General features: G+C 66.0%; 22 protein-coding genes. 5 read left to right on the top strand and 17 right to left on the bottom strand.

Translation table 11 applies throughout. The features are described from left to right. Positions 1-147: 147 nt before the first annotated feature. The 3 genes from ACK8OU_RS10755 to ACK8OU_RS10745 all read right to left on the bottom strand — a co-directional run bounded on the left by ACK8OU_RS10755 (position 148) and on the right by ACK8OU_RS10745 (position 2,880). Positions 148-879, bottom strand: coding sequence for a DUF502 domain-containing protein (locus ACK8OU_RS10755; RefSeq protein ID WP_410303408.1), 732 nt, complete (start codon positions 877-879; stop codon positions 148-150). Between the two features lie 112 nt (positions 880-991). Continuing rightward, the gene (locus ACK8OU_RS10750; protein WP_410303407.1) at positions 992-1,954 is read right to left on the bottom strand and encodes a pseudouridine-5'-phosphate glycosidase; all 963 of its coding nucleotides are present in this window, start codon (positions 1,952-1,954) and stop codon (positions 992-994) included. Further along, positions 1,951-2,880 (bottom strand): PfkB family carbohydrate kinase, encoded by a 930-nt coding sequence (locus ACK8OU_RS10745; protein ID WP_410303406.1) that lies wholly within the window; start codon positions 2,878-2,880, stop codon positions 1,951-1,953. Before ACK8OU_RS10745 ends, ACK8OU_RS10750 begins: the two co-directional genes overlap by 4 nt. A 241-nt stretch (positions 2,881-3,121) precedes the next feature. Here ACK8OU_RS10745 and rpsB point away from each other — a divergent pair, with 241 nt between their 5' ends. Both rpsB and tsf read left to right on the top strand, forming a co-directional pair. After that, positions 3,122-3,892: a 30S ribosomal protein S2 gene (gene rpsB / locus ACK8OU_RS10740; RefSeq protein WP_410303405.1), complete on the top strand. Its 771-nt coding sequence runs from the start codon at positions 3,122-3,124 to the stop codon at positions 3,890-3,892. A gap of 73 nt (positions 3,893-3,965) precedes the next feature. Continuing rightward, the gene (gene tsf / locus ACK8OU_RS10735; protein WP_410303404.1) at positions 3,966-4,865 is read left to right on the top strand and encodes a translation elongation factor Ts; all 900 of its coding nucleotides are present in this window, start codon (positions 3,966-3,968) and stop codon (positions 4,863-4,865) included. A 332-nt stretch (positions 4,866-5,197) separates the two neighbouring features. Here the strand turns inward: tsf and ACK8OU_RS10730 are convergent, their stop codons facing one another. From ACK8OU_RS10730 to rpe, 8 genes are all read right to left on the bottom strand, one after another. After that, entirely contained in the window at positions 5,198-5,971 is a 774-nt protein-coding gene (locus ACK8OU_RS10730) for a helix-turn-helix transcriptional regulator (RefSeq protein ID WP_410303403.1), read from the bottom strand. Between the two features lie 226 nt (positions 5,972-6,197). Continuing rightward, a complete protein-coding gene (locus ACK8OU_RS10725) occupies positions 6,198-7,973 on the bottom strand; it encodes a SulP family inorganic anion transporter (protein ID WP_410303402.1) in 1,776 nt (591 codons plus the stop codon). A 19-nt stretch (positions 7,974-7,992) separates the two neighbouring features. Further along, complete coding sequence (locus tag ACK8OU_RS10720; protein WP_410303401.1) at positions 7,993-8,421, bottom strand: protein tyrosine phosphatase family protein; 429 nt, start codon at positions 8,419-8,421, stop codon at positions 7,993-7,995. 26 nt (positions 8,422-8,447) lie between these two features. Next, entirely contained in the window at positions 8,448-9,311 is an 864-nt protein-coding gene (locus tag ACK8OU_RS10715; RefSeq protein ID WP_410303417.1) for an MBL fold metallo-hydrolase, read from the bottom strand. A gap of 157 nt (positions 9,312-9,468) precedes the next feature. Further along, a complete protein-coding gene (locus ACK8OU_RS10710) occupies positions 9,469-10,023 on the bottom strand; it encodes a thioredoxin family protein (RefSeq protein WP_410303400.1) in 555 nt (184 codons plus the stop codon). Positions 10,024-10,033: 10 nt separating this feature from the next. After that, positions 10,034-10,978 (bottom strand): MBL fold metallo-hydrolase, encoded by a 945-nt coding sequence (locus ACK8OU_RS10705; RefSeq protein WP_410303399.1) that lies wholly within the window; start codon positions 10,976-10,978, stop codon positions 10,034-10,036. Beyond that, positions 10,978-11,901: an MBL fold metallo-hydrolase gene (locus ACK8OU_RS10700; RefSeq protein ID WP_410303398.1), complete on the bottom strand. Its 924-nt coding sequence runs from the start codon at positions 11,899-11,901 to the stop codon at positions 10,978-10,980. The genes ACK8OU_RS10705 and ACK8OU_RS10700 overlap by 1 nt, the downstream gene beginning before the upstream one ends. A 73-nt stretch (positions 11,902-11,974) precedes the next feature. Next, complete coding sequence (gene rpe / locus ACK8OU_RS10695) at positions 11,975-12,664, bottom strand: ribulose-phosphate 3-epimerase (protein ID WP_410303415.1); 690 nt, start codon at positions 12,662-12,664, stop codon at positions 11,975-11,977. Positions 12,665-12,911: 247 nt separating this feature from the next. Here rpe and ACK8OU_RS10690 point away from each other — a divergent pair, with 247 nt between their 5' ends. Then, entirely contained in the window at positions 12,912-13,883 is a 972-nt protein-coding gene (locus tag ACK8OU_RS10690; protein WP_410303413.1) for a quinone oxidoreductase family protein, read from the top strand. Between the two features lie 84 nt (positions 13,884-13,967). Then, positions 13,968-14,621, top strand: a complete 654-nt coding sequence (locus ACK8OU_RS10685; RefSeq protein WP_410303397.1) for a phosphoribosyltransferase — start codon at positions 13,968-13,970, stop codon at positions 14,619-14,621. Here the strand turns inward: ACK8OU_RS10685 and ACK8OU_RS10680 are convergent. The 3 genes from ACK8OU_RS10680 to ACK8OU_RS10670 all read right to left on the bottom strand — a co-directional run bounded on the left by ACK8OU_RS10680 (position 14,618) and on the right by ACK8OU_RS10670 (position 18,153). Continuing rightward, positions 14,618-15,145: an Hsp20/alpha crystallin family protein gene (locus ACK8OU_RS10680; protein ID WP_410303396.1), complete on the bottom strand. Its 528-nt coding sequence runs from the start codon at positions 15,143-15,145 to the stop codon at positions 14,618-14,620. The two genes, ACK8OU_RS10685 and ACK8OU_RS10680, sit on opposite strands and share 4 nt — an antisense overlap. A 102-nt stretch (positions 15,146-15,247) precedes the next feature. Next, positions 15,248-16,873, bottom strand: a complete 1,626-nt coding sequence (locus ACK8OU_RS10675; RefSeq protein WP_410303395.1) for an alpha-D-glucose phosphate-specific phosphoglucomutase — start codon at positions 16,871-16,873, stop codon at positions 15,248-15,250. A gap of 221 nt (positions 16,874-17,094) precedes the next feature. Continuing rightward, positions 17,095-18,153: a sensor histidine kinase gene (locus ACK8OU_RS10670; protein WP_410303394.1), complete on the bottom strand. Its 1,059-nt coding sequence runs from the start codon at positions 18,151-18,153 to the stop codon at positions 17,095-17,097. A 159-nt stretch (positions 18,154-18,312) separates the two neighbouring features. Here ACK8OU_RS10670 and ACK8OU_RS10665 point away from each other — a divergent pair, with 159 nt between their 5' ends. Next, complete coding sequence (locus ACK8OU_RS10665; protein ID WP_410303392.1) at positions 18,313-18,702, top strand: hypothetical protein; 390 nt, start codon at positions 18,313-18,315, stop codon at positions 18,700-18,702. 7 nt (positions 18,703-18,709) lie between these two features. Here ACK8OU_RS10665 and ACK8OU_RS10660 read toward each other — a convergent pair whose 3' ends face one another. The 3 genes from ACK8OU_RS10660 to gmk are packed head-to-tail and all read right to left on the bottom strand — an operon-like array spanning position 18,710 to position 20,085. After that, complete coding sequence (locus ACK8OU_RS10660; protein WP_250040873.1) at positions 18,710-18,877, bottom strand: hypothetical protein; 168 nt, start codon at positions 18,875-18,877, stop codon at positions 18,710-18,712. Between the two features lie 54 nt (positions 18,878-18,931). After that, positions 18,932-19,453 carry a gamma carbonic anhydrase family protein gene (locus ACK8OU_RS10655; protein ID WP_410303391.1) on the bottom strand — a complete coding sequence of 174 codons (522 nt, stop codon included), beginning with the start codon at positions 19,451-19,453 and terminating at the stop codon, positions 18,932-18,934. Next, complete coding sequence (gmk, locus tag ACK8OU_RS10650; RefSeq protein ID WP_410303390.1) at positions 19,450-20,085, bottom strand: guanylate kinase; 636 nt, start codon at positions 20,083-20,085, stop codon at positions 19,450-19,452. Before gmk ends, ACK8OU_RS10655 begins: the two co-directional genes overlap by 4 nt. Positions 20,086-20,087 lie beyond the last annotated feature (2 nt).

Raw genomic sequence — 20,087 nt, 5'->3', positions numbered from 1 at the left:
GCGGGGCTGGCCGGGTTTTTGGCCCCGGGGGGCAGGGGGGGCGCGCCCCCCCTCGGCGCTGGCGCGCCTTACCCCCCGGGATATTTTCGCAAAGCCGAAGGGGGCAGGGGGCAGGCCCGGGGTCCGGGCCCGGGGTCAGCCTTGGGGTCAGCCTTGGGGTCCGGGCCGCGGGGCGGTGGTCCTTGGCGCGGGTGCGGGGGGCTTTGGTGTCGGGTAGACCAGACCGGCCGAAATGATCAGCTTGGCGGCGTCCTCGATGCTCATGTCCAGATAGGTGACCTGCGAGCGGGGCACGAACAGCAGAAAACCCGAGGTCGGGTTCGGCGTGGTCGGCAGGAACACCGAGATCAGCGGATCATCGTCCGGGGCCTGTCGCGCGATTTCACCCTTGGCGGTGGAGGAGACGAAGGCGATCGCCTTCAGTCCGGGACGGGGATAGTCGATGATGCAGGCGCGGTCGAATTTCGATTCCGACTGGCTGAGCACCGTTTCCGCGATCTGCTTGAGCCCGTTGTAGATCGACCGCACCACCGGCATCCGGTCGACGATGCTTTCGCCCCAGCGGATCAGCGAGCGGCCGATCAGCCCCTTGGCCGTCCAGCCGATAAAGACGGTGAAGATCAGGAAGATGATCACACCGATGCCGCGCAGGTTGATGCCGATATATTGGCCGGGCTGCCAGCGTTCGGGGATCAGCGGCAAGACCCAGCCGTCGATCCACCCCGTCACCGTCCAGATCAGCCAGAGCGTCAGGCCGATCGGCGCGATCACCACCAGCCCGGTCAGGAAGGAGCTGCGCAGCCCGTGGAACAGCCCGCGCCGTCGCGGCCGGTGGCCGGATGACGGGGGGGCAGATGCGTGGGGATCGTCTTCGGTCATCTGGCGGCACTCCGGCACGGGCCCGCGGGTCGGGGCCCGGTCAATCTAGGGGGTGGGGGCCTGATCCGCAACGGACCGCGGGGCCGGGCGGGGCTGGATTTCCCGCCCCCGATCAGGGCTTTGGCTTTGGCGCGCGCGCCTGTGCGCCGGCCAGGTCCCGCGCGATGGCGGCGGCCAGGCGGGCATTGTTCAGCACCAGCGCGATATTGGCCTGAAGCGAGCGGCCGGCGGTCAGTTCAAAAATGCGTTGCAGCAGGAAGGGGGTGACCGCCTTGGCGGCGATGCCCCGGGCTTCGGCCTCGGCCAGGGCGGTTTCGATCACCGGGGTGATTTCGGCGCGCGGGATTTCGGCCTCGGGGGGGATCGGGTTGGCGACCAGCTGGCCGCCCGGCAGGCCAAGGGCCGCGCGCATGCGGTGGGCGGCGGCGATTTCGGCGGGGGTATCGGCGCGCAGCGGCGCACGCAGGCCAGAGTCGCGCGACCAGAAGGCGGGAAATTCGTTCTGGCCATAGGCGATGACCGGCACGCCATTGGTTTCCAGCACCTCAAGGGTCTTGGGCAGATCCAGGATCGCCTTGGCGCCCGCGGCGACCACCGTCACCGCGGTCTGCGCCAGTTCCGGCAGATCGGCCGAGATGTCGAAGCTGGTGTCCGCGCCGCGATGCACGCCGCCGATGCCCCCGGTGGCAAAGACCGCGATCCCCGCCAGTTGCGCGCAGATCATCGTCGCGGCCACCGTCGTCGCCCCCGTGGTACCCGCCGCCAGGCAGGCCGCCAGATCGGCGCGTGACAGTTTCATCACATCCGTGGCGCGGGCCAGGCGATCCAGCTCTGCCTCTGTCAGGCCGATGTGGATGTGCCCGCCCATCACCGCGATGGTCGCCGGTACCGCACCGGCGGCGCGCAGTTCGGATTCGACCCGGCGCGCGGTTTCAAGGTTTTGCGGATAGGGCATGCCGTGGGTGATGATGGTGGATTCCAGCGCCACGACCGGGGCGCCGGCATCAAGGGCTGTGCGCACCTCGGGCGAGAAGGTCAGCGGGGCCGTGTGGGCGCGGGGGGCGGTCTGGGTCATGAGGCGATCTCTCCGGATACATGGCGGGTTGCGGCGTGAACGGCGCGTTCAAGGGCCTCGGCGCGGGCAGCGCCCTGGCGTTCGGCCACGAGATGGGCGGCCATGAATGTATCGCCCGCGCCGGTGACGCGGGCCACGGGAACGGGGGGCGGGGCATGGGTCAGCACCGGCGCGGCATCCCCATGGGCGGTGCCATCGGCCACAAGGCGCGCCCCGTCGGTCACCAGAACACGCCGGGCGCCCTGCGCCAGAAGGCCCTGCGCGGCCTCGGCCGCAGAGGTGAAGGGGCGCTGGCCCAGGATCCGCGCCTCGGCCAGGTTCAGGTACAGGGTGGCGTTGGGATGGGCCAGCAGCGGCAAAAGCCGCGCCACCTTGCCGGGGCTGGCGGGCACGATGCGCAGATCGGCCGCGCCGAACAGCGGTGATTGCGCAATCTGCGCCAGAAGCGGGCCGGTCAGGTTGCCATCCAGCGCCACCTGGCCGGTCCAGGGCGCCGTTGCGCGGCCCAGCGGCCCATCGGACAGAGGCGCCAGGATGCGCGCGCCGGCCTGTTCCAGCGAATGGGCATCGGCCACGGCGGCGATCAGGCCGTTCGTACCCTCGATCGCCATGTAGCGGTCGGTCGGCAGATCGGCGGTGCGGCAGACGTGGCGGCAATCGATCCCCAGCCCTGCCGCGGCGCGGATCAGTTCATCGCCCTCGGCATCATGGCCGATCGCGGTCAGCAGGGCCGGGCGCAACCCGAAGCGCGCCAGCGTCATCGCGATGTTCAGCGCAACCCCACCCGGCAGCCGGGTGATCCGGCCACCCACATCCTCGCCGCATTGCATCGGCACCGGCGCGCGGCCTATGATGTCCCACAGGGCCGATCCGATGCACAGGATGTCAGGTTGCGGTGTCCGCGATGTCATGGGCTTTGGGGTCATGGGCTTTTGGTGCCCGCTTCGCGCGCGCCGCGCAAGCCCGCAAATCGGCCCGCAGGCAGAACCGCCGCGCACGCATGTGAACGCGCCGCATGTGAAGGGGGGCTTGCGCCGGGGGGCAAAGCGGGCTAAAGCGCGCCCACTTCACAGGCGGGGCCGGGCTTGGCGGGGGAGACATCCCCGACAGGTCCACCGGTTGGGCGCAAGCCCTGAAAGCCCCGCTCAGGCGCAAACCGGAAAGGAAATGGATATGGCGCTTCCCGAATTCTCCATGCGTCAGCTGCTGGAAGCTGGCGTTCACTACGGTCACCAGACCCAGCGCTGGAACCCGCGGATGGCCGAATACATCTATGGCGACCGCAACGGCATCCACATCGTCGACCTGACCCAGACCGTCCCGATGCTGGACCAGGCGCTGAAGGTCGTGCGCGACACCGTGGCCAAGGGCGGGCGCGTGCTGTTCGTCGGCACCAAGCGTCAGGCGCAGAAGGCCGTGGCCGAAGCCGCCGAAAAATCGGCGCAGTACTACATGAACCACCGCTGGCTGGGCGGCACGCTGACCAACTGGAAGACCGTGTCCCAGTCGATCGCGCGTCTGAAGCAGATCGACGAGGCGATGGCCTCGGGCGCCGAAGGCCTGACCAAGAAAGAGCGTCTTGGCATGGAACGCGAACAGGCCAAGCTGCAGGCAAGCCTGGGCGGCATCCGCGACATGGGCGGCCTGCCGGATCTGCTGTTCGTGATCGACGTGAACAAGGAAGACCTGGCGATCAACGAAGCCAACAAGCTGGGCATCCCGGTCGTGGCGGTGGTCGACACCAACTGCTCGCCCAAGGGTGTGGACTATGTGATCCCGGGCAACGATGACGCCTCGCGCGCGATCTCGCTCTACTGCGATCTGGTGTCGCGCGCCGCGCTGGACGGCATGACCGCACAGATGGGCGCCGCCGGCGTCGACCTGGGCGCGCTGACCGAAGCGCCGGCCGAGGAAGCCGTGGAAGACGCCGAGGCCTGAGCCTGCGTCATCCAGACGACACCGGGCGGGGTTATCCCCGCCCGAAACCCTTTCAAATTCGAGGAGAGCCGACATGGCGATCACCGCCCAGATGGTGAAGGAACTGCGCGAATCCACCGGCGCAGGCATGATGGACGCGAAGAAAGCACTGACCGAAACCAATGGCGACATGGAAGCCGCAGTGGACTGGCTGCGCACCAAGGGCCTGGCGAAGGCTGCCAAGAAAGCGGACCGCGTTGCGGCCGAGGGCCTGGTGGGCGTGGCCGTGGCCGGCGGCAAGGGCGTCGCGGTCGAGGTGAACTCGGAAACCGACTTTGTCGGCAAAAACGCCGATTTCCAGGGCCTGGTCCGTGGCATCACCGAAGCGGCCCTGGGCGTTTCCGACCTGGAAGGCCTGAAGGCCGCGCCGCTGGCGGGCAAGGCGGTGGAAACCGCGTTGACCGACGCGATCGCCACGATCGGCGAAAACATGACGCTGCGCCGCATGGCCGCCGTGGAAGGGGACACCGTTGCGTCCTACATCCACACCGCTGCCGCGGATGGCCTTGGCCGCATCGGCGTGCTGGTTGCGCTGAAAGGCACGGATAACGGCATCGGCAAGCAGATCGCCATGCACATCGCCGCGACCTCGCCGCTGGCGCTGTCGGAAGCGTCGCTTGACCCGACCGTCGTGGAACGCGAACTGCAGGTCCAGACCCAGAAGGCGCTGGAAGAAAACGCGGCCTCGGCCAAGCCGAAGCCCGAAGCGGTGATCCAGAACAACATCATCCCGGGCCGGATGAAGAAGTTCCTGGAAGAAGTGACGCTGCTGAACCAGAAATTCGTGCTGAATCCCGACATCACCGTGGCCCAGGCCGCCAAGGATGCGGGCGTCGAGGTTGTTGCCTATGTGCGCATGGCCGTGGGCGAAGGCATCGAGAAGAAGGAAGAGGATTTCGCCGCCGAAGTGGCCAAAACCCTTCAGGGCGCCTGATCGCTTCTGGTCCTGTGCGGACCTGCAGCGCCGCCCCCCGGGGCGGCGCCTTGCATTCCGAACGCCGCTGCCGTCGCCCGAACAGAATGGGTGACGGAACCGGAACGCCCCCAAAAACAAGGTCCTGCCAGCCGAAAATGCGACTGACAGGACCAGATCCGGTTTCCCGGCAGAACCATTCGCTTGCCCCGACAATGCTGGGGCAACGCAAAGGGCCCAGTGTTCCTGAAAAACACCACCACTTACGAAACATGTATTAAGAAATCACCAATAAAGCGCCGAAGAAAGTCGGGAATTCCCGACTTTCTTGTGATGGCTTGGCAACAATAGGATCACTGACGCAGGGATAGTGTGGTTCCGTTGGACGACAGAAATATCTGATTCTGCATTGAGGCCTTCAGCACCGCTTGTGCCGTGGTATCGACATCCAGCGCCTCACGCGCCAGGCGCAGGTGCTTTTCGACCGTGGCCGCGGTCAGGCCCATGATTGTGGCGATATCGGCCGTGGTCTTGCCCTCGGCCACCCATTCCAGCACCTCGCGCTGGCGCGGGGTCAGGGCACGGCGCGCGGTGGCATAGGGCATCGAACAGATGCGCATATGGGCGATATTGTTGAATATCATGATTTCGCGGCCATGGCGATCCCAGATCCGGTCCACCTCGGCCTGGGTAATTCCGCGGGTGGCGCAAAGCCCGATCGCGCCCTTGGCGCGCACCGTGACGTCGGGAAAGGAAATCGAATAGCCCGCGCGGACATCGTAACGCAGGTTGAATTCGATCACCCGGCGTTCGGTCTGGGTCAGCTGGCTGGACAGGATCTGCGCTTCGACCCTGCTCCAGGAACAGGCGCCTTCGTTCTGCGCGGCCCATTTGACCATGGGGGCGTGATTGTACAATCCGTCGCCAATGAACCCTTCCAGATAGGCATGATCGTGGTTGGACAGGATCAGCGTGTCTTCCAGATTGCCCAGGCTGTGTGACGTGCGAAAGCGGGTAAAGCCGTAAAGCAACCGATCAAACCCGAATTTGGCCATCCGGTCGCAATGCAAAGACCAAATTTCCTGAATGGTCCGGGCTGAAAGCAGTTTTTCCAGATAATCGATCATCACCACCCCTGTCATCCGACGCGGGCCCAGCCTAGCCCGATCGGATTACCCATCCTTTAATTCTGGCGGGGAACCCGGGCTTTTTCAAGGTCAGGGGCCGCGTTCGCCCGAAAGGAATGGCGATTATATGACAACGCCCGTCGGAGGCGTGGCGCCGGATCCCGGCGAAGATGAGTATTTGTGCCAAGAAGAAGCCGCAACCTGTTCTTCTTCTTGGCTGAAATACTCAATTCCCTGGCCGGCCAGACGGCTGGCGTGTGGTGTCCCGGCGCGCCGTGGTCAGGGTCTGATGGGTGATTTCGGGGGCAAGAGCGGCCAGCGCGTCGCATTGTGTCAGGAAGATGCGGCCCGTCAGATCGGGGATCAGGCCGGACCGTGTCAGGCGGTCCATCACGGGGCCCTTCACCTCGGACAGATGCAGGGTGACGCCGGCATCTTTCAGATGCTGGTTCACCGCCTCAAGCGCCTCAAGGGCCGAGGCATCGATGAAGTTGACCGCCGGACAGTTCAGCACGACATGGCGGATCGCGGGGTCGGCGGCGACGCGGTCATAGATCATGTCTTCCAGAAAGCGCGCATTGGGGAAATACAGGCTTTCATCGACACGGATCGACAGCACCTGGGGCACGGTAACAACGCGGTGGCGGCGGATGTTGCGAAAATGCTCGGTTCCCGGCACCTGGCCCAGGATCGCGTAATGCGGGCGTGAGGTGCGCCACAGATGTATGGCGACCGACAGGATGACACCGGCGCCGATGCCGCTTTCGACGCCCGCGCCCAGCGTCACCAGGATCGTGGCCAGCATCGCCAGCCCATCCCCGCGCGAATAGGCCAGCGTACGCCGGATCGCGGGCAGATCCACCAGCGTCAGCACGGCGACTATGATCGTCGCGGCCAGCGTGGCCTGCGGCAGATGGTAGAGCGCGGGTGTCAGCGTCAGCGTGGCCAGCGCCATGCCGATCGCGGTGAAGGCGCCTGCTGCCGGCGTCTGGGCCCCGGCATCGAAGTTCACGACCGAACGCGCGAAGCCCCCCGTGACCGGAAAGCCGCCTGACAGGGCCGAGCCGATATTGGCGCCACCAAGGGCGATCAGTTCCTGATCCGGGTCGATGCGCTGGCGCCGCTTGGCGGCCAGCGTTTGCGCGACCGAGATCGATTCCACATAGCCCACAACGCTGAGCAGCAGCGCAGGCATTGCCAGATCGGCCCAGAGCCCGGGGTCCAGCGGCGGCAGCGCCGGGGCGGGCAGGCCTGCGGGCACCTGGCCCACGACGCGCACGCCGTAATCGGACAGGCCAAGCCCCCAGCTGAGCAGGATCGTCACCGCCACTGCCAGAACCGGCGCGGTGCGCGCGCCCAGCCGCGCCAGGCCCGGGCGCAGGCCGCGTGCCAGAAGAAGCGGCTGCAAGCCCTTGCGCGACCAAAACAAAAAGGACGCCACCGCAGTGCCGATCAGCAGCGTTGGCAGGTTCAGCGTCGCGATGTTTTCGATCAGGCCCGAAGCGATTTCGGGCAGGGTCTTGCCGTTTGCCCCGATCCCGGTCAGGTGCCTGATCTGGCTGGCGGCGATCAGGATGCCCGAAGCGGTGATGAAGCCCGAAATCACCGGATGGCTGAGAAAGGCCGAGATGAAGCCCAGCCGCAGAACCCCCATTGCCAGCAGCATCAGCCCCGACAGGAAGGCCAGTGCGATCGCCGCGCCCAGATATTCGGGCGTGCCGCGGGCGGCGATCTCGCCCACGGCGGCGGCGGTCATCAGGCTGGCCACCGCGACCGGCCCCACCGCCAGCGTGCGCGAGGTGCCCAGAAGCGTATAGGCGATCAGCGGCGCGATCGAGGCGTAAAGGCCGACCTCGGCCGGCAGCCCCGCCAGCAGCGCATAGGCCAGCGATTGCGGGATCAGCATGATCGTGACGATCACGGCGGCGACCAGATCGGCCTCCAGCATGGTGCGGGAATAGCTGCGCCCCCAGGTGAAGATCGGGAAATAGCGTTTCAACATGGGGGCTTGCTGGGTGTTTTCAACGTTTCGCCGCGCGCGTTTCCAGCAGCGGCACCAGCGCCGTGTGGTCATAGCCCGCCGCCTGTGCCGCGCGCAGGATGTCCGGCAGGGCCATGCGCCCGGCCTGCATCAGGGCCCACAGATGCGAGGACCGCGTTCCCGACCGGCAATAGGCCAGAACCGGGCCTTCGACATCCTGCATCACGGCTTCAAAGGCCCCGACCAGATCGGGGGTCAGCTGGCCGGGATAATAGGGCAGGTGGTGATAGGCCAGCCCCGCGGTTTCGGCAGCGACCGCCATGGCATCGCTGTCCAGCGCATCCTCGATTTCCTCATCGGGGCGGTTGTTGATGATCGTGCGAAACCCCAGCGCCGCCAGCATCGGCACGTCTTCGGGGGTGATCTGCGGCGCAACCGCAAATTCCGGCGTAATCTGCCGCAAATCCATGTCTTTCTCCCTGCCTGGGCAGTTTGTCACAGCCCGTTGACGGGCACCTTGAGGTAGGTCTTGCCGTCATCCTCGGGCGGCGGCATCTGACCTGCGCGCATGTTGACCTGCAGCGAGGGGATGATCAAGCGGGGCATCGCAAGGGTTGCATCGCGTTCGGTGCGCATGCGCACGAAATCTTCCCTGGTCCTGCCGCCGCCGATGTGGATGTTACGGGCCTTTTCCTCGGCCACGGTGGTTTCCCAGGCGTATTCATCACGCCCCGGCGCCTTGTAGTCATGGGCGACGAAGATGCGGGTGTCATCGGGCAGGGCCAGGATCTTCTGGATCGAGCTATACAGCGCCTCGGCCGAACCGCCGGGGAAATCGCACCGCGCGGTGCCGAAATCGGGCATGAACAGCGTGTCGCCGACAAAGGCCGCATCCCCGATGACATAGGTCAGGCAGGCGGGCGTGTGGCCCGGCGTATGCAGAACATGGCCCTGCAGCGCGCCGATGCCGAAACTGTCGCCTTCCTGGAACAGTTTGTCGAACTGTGACCCGTCGCGCTGGAATTCAGTTCCTTCGTTGAAGATCTTGCCGAAGGTGTCCTGCACCACCTTGATCCGGTCGCCGATGCCGATCTTGCCGCCCAGGCGTTGTTGAATATAGGGCGCGGCGGACAGGTGGTCGGCATGGACATGGGTTTCAAGGATCCAGTCCACCGTCAGGCCCTGGTCGCGCACCCAGGCAATCACCGCATCGGCCGATTTCGTATCGGTCCGGCCCGAGGCATAGTCGAAATCCAGCACCGAATCCACGATGGCGCAGGCGGTGCTTTCGGGATCCTTCACCACGAAGGTGACGGTGAAGGTGGCTTCGTCGAAAAAGGCTTTGACCTCGGGTTTCAGCATCCGGTTCTCCTGACGGGCGGCGGACCGCAAAACATTTAAACTTGTGAATATGATAGGGGCTCGGGGGCCCCGCGACAAGGGGGACATCGGTGGGGCGGCGCTGCCGACCAGGGGCCGTCCGGATCGAAAACCACCCTGGGGGCCGGGGCGCGGATCATGCCGCCTTCCACTTGATCGAGCAGCCCATCGAGGGGATCTGATCTGCCGGGCCATGGCCGGTTTCGGCGATCTGGCGCATCGCCTGATACAGATCGCGGCGGGCATCAGGGGGGCCGGGCTGACGGCCCGAAGCATCCAGCCGCCCGCGATACTGCAGCGCAAGACCGGCGTTGAAGCCAAAGAAATCCGGTGTGCAGATCGCCCCGTAAGACTTTGCAACCGCTTGGTTTTCATCATGAAGATAGGGAAAGGGCAGGGCGCGGTCGCGGGCCAGGTCCAGCATCCGGTCAAAGCTGTCTTCGGGATAGGCGGCGGCGTCGTTGGAACAGATCGCGGCCACGCCGATGCCCAGGGGGCGCAGGTCGCGCGCGTCACGGATGATCCGGTCCAGCACCGATTGCACATAGGGGCAATGGTTGCAGATGAACATGATCAACGTGCCGCGCGGGCCTGCGATCTGATCCAGTGACCAGTCGCGCCCGTCGGTGCCCGGCAGGGTGAAGCCCGGCGCCTTCCATCCGAAATCGCATACCGGGGGACTGACGGCCATGAACGCTCCTCTATTCGAATTCCATCTCGGCAAAGACGACACCGGCGTTCCTGGTGGCCAATTCCTCGAACGTGTCAAGATGGGCATAGGGGGTCTGGTCGACGTAATAGGCGCCCGCCAGATCGCCGCCCTCGTCGATGTGCTGGCCGATCTTTTCGCGCAGATAGACCAGATAGTCGCGGGTGTAGCGTGTCACCTGGGCCAGGTTGGTGGGGTGGCCATGCCCGGGGATCACATGGGTCGGGGCCAGTGGCGCAAAGGCGTTTTCCCAGGTGTCGATCCAGCATGAGGTGCAGGTGCCCTCAAAGATCGGCGGCATGCGTTCGTGAAAGGCGATGTCGCCGGCGATCATCATCGACTGTTTCGGCAGCCAGACCTGTGTGTCGCCGGGGCTGTGGGCGGGGCCAAGGTGCAGCACCTCGATGGTGAAATCGCCCAGTTCGACGACGTGGCGATCGGTGAAGGTTTCGGTCGGGCCCATCGGATCGGTGCCTTCGGCATTTTCACGCGCGTAATTTTTCAGCGCGGCCAGATCGGTACCGTTTTCATGGGCGAATTCCGCCGCCGCCTCAACATGCGCCAGCACCGGCACGCCCTGCGCGATCCAGTAATTGTTGCCCAGCATCGCATGGCCCTGGCCGTTTTCATTGATCACCAGCTTCACCGGCTGGTCGGTCACGGCGCGGATTTCGGCATGCAGCGCCTCGGCCAGTTTGTAGGAGGCGCCGGAATTCACGACCACCACGCCATCGCCCGTCACGATGAAGGAAAGGTTGTTGTTATGGCCCGCGTTTTCATAGGTCGGCGGGGCGGTGGCCCCGATCGCGGAAAACACGCCCGGGATCACCTCATAGGGTTTGGAATACAGAACCGATTGCGGATATTGATCCGGGATGTCTTCGGACGCCATCGCAGGAACGGCCAGCAACATGCTGGCAAGAATGGAATATTTCATCATGACCCCTCGGCAACGAAGCGATAGGCATCGCCCGCGCGTTCAACCCGGCCCAGCCCGCCGTCCGGCAGGTGAAACCCTACGATCCGCATCTGTTCGGCGGCCAGCTGGTCCAGCAGCTTGACCCGGGTGGCAATGCCCGTGTCCGGGTCCTGGTCCGAGCCGGACATCCAGTCGGGCCGCGCAAAGGCCAGATGGTGATTGCCGATACAGTCGCCCAGCACCATGCAGGCATCCGATCCGTTGCGGATTTCATAGGCCATGTGGCCCGGGGTGTGGCCAAAGGTGGCACGCGCCGCAACGCCGGGGATGATTTCTTCGCCATCGCCGAAGGTTACGATGCGATCTTCCAGCGCCGCCAGGCGCCGCTGCGCGCCCACGGCAAAGCTTTGCCGTTCCGCGCCGATCGTGTCCACGGTGGCCGGGTCCATCCAGTAATCCCATTCCGCCTTGCCGATCATGAAGGTGGCATCGGCAAAGATCGGCTCGTCGAATTCATCCAGCAACCCCCAAAGATGGTCGGGATGGGCATGGGTGAAGACGACATGGGTGATCTCTTGGGCGGTGACGCCAAGCGCGTCCATCGCCTCGGCAAGCTTGCCGGCGGTGGGCATGAAATCATGGCCCGAACCCACGTCGAACAGCACCGTGTTGGTGCCATCGCGCAGCAGCGTGACGTTGCAGGGCGGTTCGACCGCATCCCCCGAAATGCCAAGTTCGGCCATCACCGCGCCCGCGCCTTCGTGATCGGTGACAAAGCTCATCGGCAGGACCAGATGGCCGTCGGACAGCGTATCGATGCGCGCCGCCCCCAGCGACAGCGTGGCCGCCGCCCAGCCGCGCCGCGGCATCAGCGGCGCGAACAGTCCCGCGGCCAGCCCGGCGGTGCCCGCGCGCAGGATGGTGCGTCTGGAAATTGTCATGCCCTGTCCTCCCGTCAGGTATTCACGGATGCGAATATGACGGACAGATTGTCGCAGGGCAAGGCCTGTTCGGTCAGCGTGCCGCCTCGGCCGCGGCGCGGATCGCGCGGATGTTGGCGCCGTAGGGGGCCGGATCGCTGACCGAGCCGCCCTTGAACACCGCCGATCCGGCGACCAGCACATCCGCGCCCGCCGCCGCCACCAGGGGCGCGGTTTCGGGCGTGACGCCGCCGTCGATTTCAATATGGATCGGGCGTTCACCGATCAGCGCGCGCAGGCGGCGCACCTTGTCGACCTGGCTTTCGATGAATTTCTGCCCGCCGAAGCCGGGGTTGACGGTCATCACGCAGACCAGATCCAGCATGTCGAGCAGGTTTTCCACCCCATCCAGCCCGGTGCCGGGGTTGATCGCCAGCCCCGCCCTGGCACCCGCCCCGCGGATCGCCTGCAACGTGCGGTGGATATGGGGGCCGGCCTCGACATGGGCGGTGATCACATCGGCGCCGGCCCTGGCGAAGGCCTCGATATAGGGGTCGACGGGGGCGATCATCAGATGCACATCCATCACGCCCTTGATATGCGGCCGGATCGCGGCGCAGGTCGCGGGGCCGAAGGTGATGTTCGGAACGAAATGGCCATCCATCACGTCGACATGAACCCAGTCGGCGCCCTGTGACTCGATCGCCCGGCATTCGGCGCCGAAATTGGCGAAATCGGCCGACAGGATCGAGGGCGCGATCTTGATGCGGCGGTCAAAGGTCATCGGGGCGCGGGTCATGGCGGGTTCCTGTCACGGGGGCGGGTCACGGGGGCGGGATGGGCTTGCGCCCCCTTAGCGCAGAACGGGCCGCGTCGTCCAGCGCAGCAATGCTTGACCGGCGCGGGCTGGCTTGTCATCCTTGGCCCGAGGGCTGCCGATCTGTTCCGCGCAGGGCAGGGGGCGGGCCATGAAATTGTATTTCGTTCAAGGCGTTGCAACGCCTTCCTGCCCCCTGCACAAGGTTACCCGGATGCCCTATGCCATTACCATCGAGACACCAGGCCCCGCCAATGCCTTTCGCCGCGTTGCGATCGACCTGCCTACGCCCGGTCCGGGTGAAATCCTGATCCGGCAGACGGCGGTGGGGCTGAACTTCATCGATGTCTATTTCCGCACCGGGGCCTATCCCTGGCCGGTGGCGCGCGATCTGATCACCGGGTCCGAGGGGGCCGGCGTGATCGAGGCGGTGGGCGAGGGGGTCCGCCTGCGGCCCGGCACGCGTGTGGCCTATACGACCCCGAACGGTGCCTATGCCAGCCACCGGGTTCTGGCCGCGACCCAGGCCGTGGTGCTGCCCGATGCGATCAGTGATGAAACGGCTGCGGCGGTGATGCTGAAAGGCCTGACGGCACATTATCTTTTGCATCATTCCTATCCCGTAAAGCCCGGTGATCGCGTGCTTTTCCATGCTGCCGCCGGGGGTGTCGGGCTGATCGCGGGCCAATGGCTGCGGGCGCTTGGCGCGCGCGCGATCGGAACCGCGGGCGGGCCTGCGAAATGCGCGCTGGCCACGGCGCATGGCTATGACGCGGTGATCGATTATCGCAGCGCCGATTTCGTGGCCGAGGTGCAGCGGCTGACCGATGACGCGGGCGTCGCGGCGGTCTATGATTCGGTCGGCGCGGATACGGTGATGCGCTCGCTGGACGTGCTGGAGCGGTTCGGAACGCTGGTCTGTTTTGGCCAATCGTCCGGCCCGGCGCAGGATTTCCGCATCGGCGATCTGGCGCGCGGGTCGCTGCGCCTGACACGGCCGACCTTGTTCCATCACACGGCGCGTCCGGGCTGGCTGCAACAGGCCGCCGACGATCTGTTTGCCATGATCGCATCCGGCAAGATCCGGGTCGAGATCGGGCAACGGTTTGATCTGAGCGATGTCGCAAAGGCCCATGCGGCGCTGGAGGGACGCCAGACCACCGGAAGCACGGTTCTGCTGCCATAATGGCACCTTCGGATCGACTATTTTTACATAACGCAGATTATAAGATTAACAAATTCAATGGTGCACAGCCGCCGGAGCCCGCCCATGGATGAACGTTTTTCCGATCGCGCCGCCGCTGGTCAGGCCCTGGTCCGCCGTTTGGCGCATTTGCACGGGACCGGCGCGCTGGTCCTGGCGCTGCCGCGTGGCGGTGTTCCGGTCGCGGCCGAGGTCGCCCGGGCACTGGATCTGCCGCTGGACGTCATTCTGGTACGCAAGGTTGGCCTGCCGGGTCAGCGTGAACTTGCCCTGGCCGCGATTGCCGGGCCCGATGGGCAGACGCTGGTGGTGAACCGCGATGTCGCGCGCCTGTCCGACATCGGCCCCGCGCGGATCGAGGAACTGGCCGCGCCCGAACGGGCCGAGCTGCGCCGCCGCCATGACCTGTGGATCGGTCCCCGCGCGGTGCCGGACCCCAGGGGCCGCCATGTGATCCTGGTCGATGATGGCATCGCCACCGGGGCTACGACCCGGGCCGCGATTCAGGCGGTCCGGGCGCAAGGGGCCGCGCGGATCACGCTGGCGGTGCCGGTCGCGCCCGCGGATACGGTGGCCGATCTGGCCGCGCAGGTTGATGATCTGATCTGCCTTGTCACGCCCGCGCCCTTTTGGGCGGTGGGCGCGCATTACGATCATTTCGATCAGGTCAGCGATGATGAGGTGCGCCGCACATTGGATGATCTGCGCGCCCGTCGCTAGCTGCCTGCAATGTCCACCTTGCGCGCCTTCTGACGCGATTCGACGGTTTTCGGCAGGATCACCGTCAGCACCCCCCTGTCGAAACTGGCGCTGACCTTGTCGGCATCGACCCCGGCAGGCAGACGGAATGACCGCTGGAACACGCCATAGCTGCGTTCGCGCAGATGAATGTTTTCGTCGTCCTTGACCGTCTCGGCGGTTTTCTCGCCGCGGATCGTCATCATCCCGTCGGACAGTTTCACCTCGATATTTTCGCGCGACATGCCGGGCAATTCGGCCTGCAGCTCATAGGCGCCGTCGCGCTCGACCAGATCGACCGCAGGCATCGGTCGCGCGGCCCCGGCAAACAACCCGCGCGGCGCCTCGCCCGCAGCGGACCGATGCGGAAAGCGGAAATCGGACCAGTCGAAATCCTGCATCATGCGGTCGAACTGCTGCCGCATGGCTGCGAACGGGTCCCAATGCGTGTGCTGCGCCGGCGCGGAGGCGTCTTTCGTGACCGCGACCTCGGATTTTTTTGACATGATCCCTCTCTGTGACGGTGAACGCCCGCCACCGACCCGGCGGGCCACGGTCTTTCTAGCGCAAACCGGCCCGCCGTGCGTTGACCGCCGTCAACACACGGGTCAGGTGATCACATCCGGCCCCGGACGTCCGCTGCGGGCACGGATACCGGCCAGCGCCTCTGCCGCGCGGATGACCGGGGCCAGCGCCGCCTGCGGATCCTCATGCAGCCCCGCGGGGCCGGGCACATAGCGTTCCAGATAGACCCGCAGCGTCGCGCCCTCGGTTCCGGTGCCCGACAGGCGCAGCACGATGCGGCTGCCCCCGTCCAGAAAAATCCGCACCCCCTGCCCCGGCGAAACCGATCCATCCACCGGATCCGTATAGGAAAAATCATCCGCCGCCGTCACCTGCAGCCCCTCGGTCCACTGGCCCGGCAGATCGGCCAGGCGGTCGCGCAGACCGGTCATCATCGCCTGCGCCACATCCAGCGGCAGGGCCTCATAATCGTGGCGCGAATAATAGTTGCGCCCGAACCGCGCCCAGTGATCGGCCAGAATCTCGGCCACGCCCTGGCCGCGCGCGGCAATGATGTTCAGCCACATCAACACCGCCCAAAGCCCGTCCTTCTCACGCACATGATCCGCACCCGTGCCAAAGGATTCCTCGCCACACAGCGATACCCGGCCCGCATCCATCAGATTGCCAAAGAACTTCCATCCGGTGGGCGTCTCATGGCATTCGATCCCCAGCGCGGCAGCCACCCGGTCCACCGCCGCCGATGTCGGCATGGATCGCGCCACCCCCTTCAGCCCGCCCATATGGGCCGGCACCAGATGCGCATTGGCCGCCAGAACCGCCAGCGAATCCGACGGGCTGACATAACAGCCCGGCCCCAGGATCATGTTGCGATCCCCGTCCCCGTCCGAGGCCGCGCCGAAATCGGGGGCCTCTGGCCCCATCATCTCATCCATCAGCTCATGCGCCCAGGTCGGGTTCGGATCGGGATGCATCCCGCCGAAATCCGGCAGGGGGGTTTCATGCACCACCGTGCCTTTCGCCGCGCCCAGCCGGTTTTCGAAAATCTCCACCGCATAGGGCCCGGTGATGGCGCACATGCTGTCCATGCGCATCGTGAACCCTGCGTGAAAAAGCCCGCGCAACGCCTTGAAGTCGAAAAGGCTTTCCATCAGATCGGCATAGGCCAGAACGGGGTCCGTCACCTCGACCGTCATCGCCCCCAGATGGCTTTCGCCCGGCACCGACAGGTTCACGTCGGGCGCGTCCAGAAGGCGGTATTCGCGGATCACCTGGCTGTGCGCAAAGATCGCCGCCGTCACCGCCTCGGGGGCGGGGCCACCATTGGCAATGTTGAACTTCACCCCGAAATCCCCCTCGATCCCGCCGGGATTGTGGCTGGCCGACAGGATGATCCCGCCATCGGCCCCGCGCTGGCGGATCAGATGCGAGGCCGCCGGGGTCGACAGCCACGCGCCCTGCCCCACGATCACCCGCGCCGCGCCATTGGCCGCCGCCATCTTCACGATCACCTGCGCCGCCCGGTCGCCAAACGCCCGCCCATCACCGCCCAGAACAAAGGTCTTGCCCGCAGCCCCCCCGATCGCGTCAAAGATGGATTGCACGAAATTCTCCAGATACCCCGGCTGCATGAACACGGCCGTCTTCTTGCGCAACCCCGAGGTGCCGGGCTGCTGCCCCGCGATGGGCCTTGTGGCGTGAACCGTCATGATCCCTCCTGTCGGGCGCATTGCCCGGTCCTGCTATGCCCCCGGCTTCCGACTCGCCGGTCTGATCCCCCCGTTGTGCCGCCCCGCGCGGGGCAAAGTCCATCCCCGGCGCCATCCCCGAATTCCGGGCCTTGCTTTCGGCTTTGCGCAAATATCCTCGGGGGGTGAATTGGCGCAAAGCGCCAAGAGGGGGGCAGACAGCCCCCCTTTTCCCGCTCTGTTCAGGACAGCGGCAGGATCACGCTGAACCGGCTGCCCTTGCCCTTTTCACTGTCGATCTTCAGCCGGCCGCGGTGGCGCGCCACGATATGCTTGACGATGGCCAGCCCCAGCCCGGTGCCGCCCTGCGCGCGCGACCGGTGCGTGTCCACCCGATAGAACCGCTCGGTCAGGCGCGGCAGGTGCAACGCCTCGATCCCTTCCCCGCGGTCGATCACCACGATCTTCAGCGCCGGGCCGCGCAGAACCGGTTCGTGCGGCAGCGCCTCGATTTCAATGCGCACCTCGCCGCCACTGCCGCCGTATTTCACCGCATTCTCGACCAGGTTTACGAACAGCTGGGTCAGTTGATCGGCATCGCCCGGCAGTGTGAGGCCCGGCAGCATGGGCGCGGTGGTGTCCAGCGCCTCGGCGATCAGCGCCACGCCCTCGGCCTCGGCGCGCGGACGCAGGGTTTGGATCACGTTGCGCAGCACGCCCGCGATATCCACCGGCGCGGTCGGGCGGCGGCGTTCTTCGGCCTCGACCCGGCTCAGCGACAGAAGATCCCCCACCAGCCGGTTCATCCGCCCGGCCTCGCGTTCCATGATCGCCAGAAAGCGGTCGCGCGCCGCCGGATCATCCCTGGCCGCGCCCCGCAAGGTTTCCACAAAACCCATCAGCGCGGTCAGCGGCGTGCGCAATTCATGGCTGACATTGGCCACGAAGTCGCGCCGCATCGCCTCGGCCTCTTCCAGCGCGGTGATGTCGTCAAAGGCCAGGATCGCGCCGCCGGGCAGCACGGTTTCGGGCGCGGGCGCCACGCTGACCAGCAGCACGGTTTCGGGCGCGTGGCCGGTCACGACGCGGACCCGGTCGCGCCGGCCTTCGCGCAAGGCGGCCTCCAGCGCGCGCCCCAGCGCGGGCTGACGCAGCACCGTGACAAGGGCACGCCCCGCCAGCCCCGCGCCAAAGGCCGCCTGGGCCGCGGCATTGGCCTGCGCGATCCGTTCCCCGGCATCGACCAGAAGCACCGCCATCGGCATCTCATGCAACACCGCCGTCACCGCTTCGTGCACCATCATTCCCCCTGTTCCGGCCACCCGGCCCTTTCCATCGTCCCCGTCAGATTCGCCCTTGAGCCGGCTGGGCGCTATCGTTAAACTAAAACGTGTAAACGGTGTAACGCATTCAGTTTTCAAGAGAAGTCCCGTATCAGTCCAGTCTGTTCAAGGTGGTGCATGACCCGGCGTCCAGAATTACATGCCGTAACGTCAGCCCAACGGGATGAAAACCTCTCGCACGACCGCCGGTGCATCCTGGTGGTCGAAACCAGCCAGGTGCCGCCCCTTGCGATGCAGGGCGTGTCGGGCGCGGTGGCGACGATCATCAAGTTCCCCGATCTTGACGGCGCCCTTCTGGCGCGGCTTCAACCCGATATTGTGGTGGCGCCGCTGATCGGGGATCGTTTCGACATCCTGGATCTGGCGGTGGAACTGGACCGTCTGGGCTATCGTGGCGCGCTGCGTGCGGTGACGCGGCCCTTGCCCAATGCCGACCTTGTGCGCCGCGAAATCGCCGCGCAATGTCCGCGGATCGATTTCGCGCTGATCGAACTGCCGCTGGTCTGACCCCTGATCAGGGCAGAAACAGCCGCCGGAACACCCAGCCCGACAGCAGCGTCAGCCCCGCGCCGGGAAAGACCCAGCCGGTGGCAAAGGCATAGGCCGCGCCCGCCAGCGGCACCGCTACCACCAAAAGCCGCATCGGCAGCGGGCGCAGCAGGGGATGTTGTGGATCGATCATGCTTTGGCCTTTCCTGATCTGCCCTGCGGGTCACAGGGCCTTGCCGGGCGGATCTTATCCGATGGCGCGCAGCCCCGCACGATAGCGCGCCGCATTGTCGCGGTAATGCTGCGCCGAGGCCAGAAGCCGGGCCACCGCCGCCTCGTCCAGCTGCCGTACCACCTTGCCGGGCGCCCCCATCACCAGGCTGAAATCGGGGATTTCCTTGCCCTCGGTGATCAGCGCGCCCGCGCCGATCAGGCAGCCCCGGCCGATCTTCGCGCCGTTCAGCACCGTCGCCCCCATCCCGATCAGCGACCCTTCGCCAATGATGCAGCCATGCAGCATCGCCTTGTGCCCGATCGTGCAATGCGCACCGATCACCAGCGGATAGCCCATGTCGGTGTGGCAGACGACGTTTTCCTGAATGTTCGCGCCGCGGCCCACGCGGATTTCCTCATTGTCGCCGCGCAGGGTGGCGCCGAACCAGACCGAGGCCTCATCCTCCAGCACCACCTTGCCGATCAGGTTGGCATCGGGGGCGACCCAGACGCCCTGCCCCAGCACCGGGGCCACACCGTCCAGTTCATAGATCATCGTGCCTCAAACTCCTTGTTCAGGCCGCGCACGAAATCGTTCAGCCCCGGCTGGCGGTCGCGGCGCATCCGTTCAGCCATCAGGATAGTTCTCAACTGGGCCTCGGCGGTATCCAGATCGCGGTTGACCAGGACATAGTCATATTCCGCCCAATGGCTGATTTCCGCCTGCGACCTGGCCATCCGGCCCGCGATCACCTCGGCGCTGTCCTGCGCGCGGGTCCGCAGGCGGCTTTCCAGTTCCGCGATCGAGGGCGGCAGGATGAAGACCGACACCACATCCTTGCCCAGCGACGAGTTGCGGATCTGCTGGCCGCCCTGCCAGTCGATGTCGAACAGCGTATCGCGCCCCGCGGCCATCGCGGCCTCGACCGGGGCCTTTGGCGTGCCGTAGAAATTGCCGAAGACCTCGGCATGTTCCAGCATCTCGCCGGCTTCGACCATCGCTTCGAAATCGGCGCGGCTGCGGAAGTAATATTCGCGTCCGTCCTGTTCCCCCGCGCGCGGCGCCCGCGTCGTGGCCGAGACCGAGAATTTCAGCGACGGGTCCCAGACCATCAGGCGCTTGGCCAGCGTCGATTTGCCCGCGCCCGAAGGCGAGGACAGGATGATCAGAAGGCCCCGGCGATTCATCG

Source organism: Pontitalea aquivivens (assembly GCF_046507575.1).
GTDB lineage: Bacteria > Pseudomonadota > Alphaproteobacteria > Rhodobacterales > Rhodobacteraceae > Pontitalea > Pontitalea aquivivens.
This window is presented reverse-complemented; position numbering and strand designations above follow the sequence as displayed.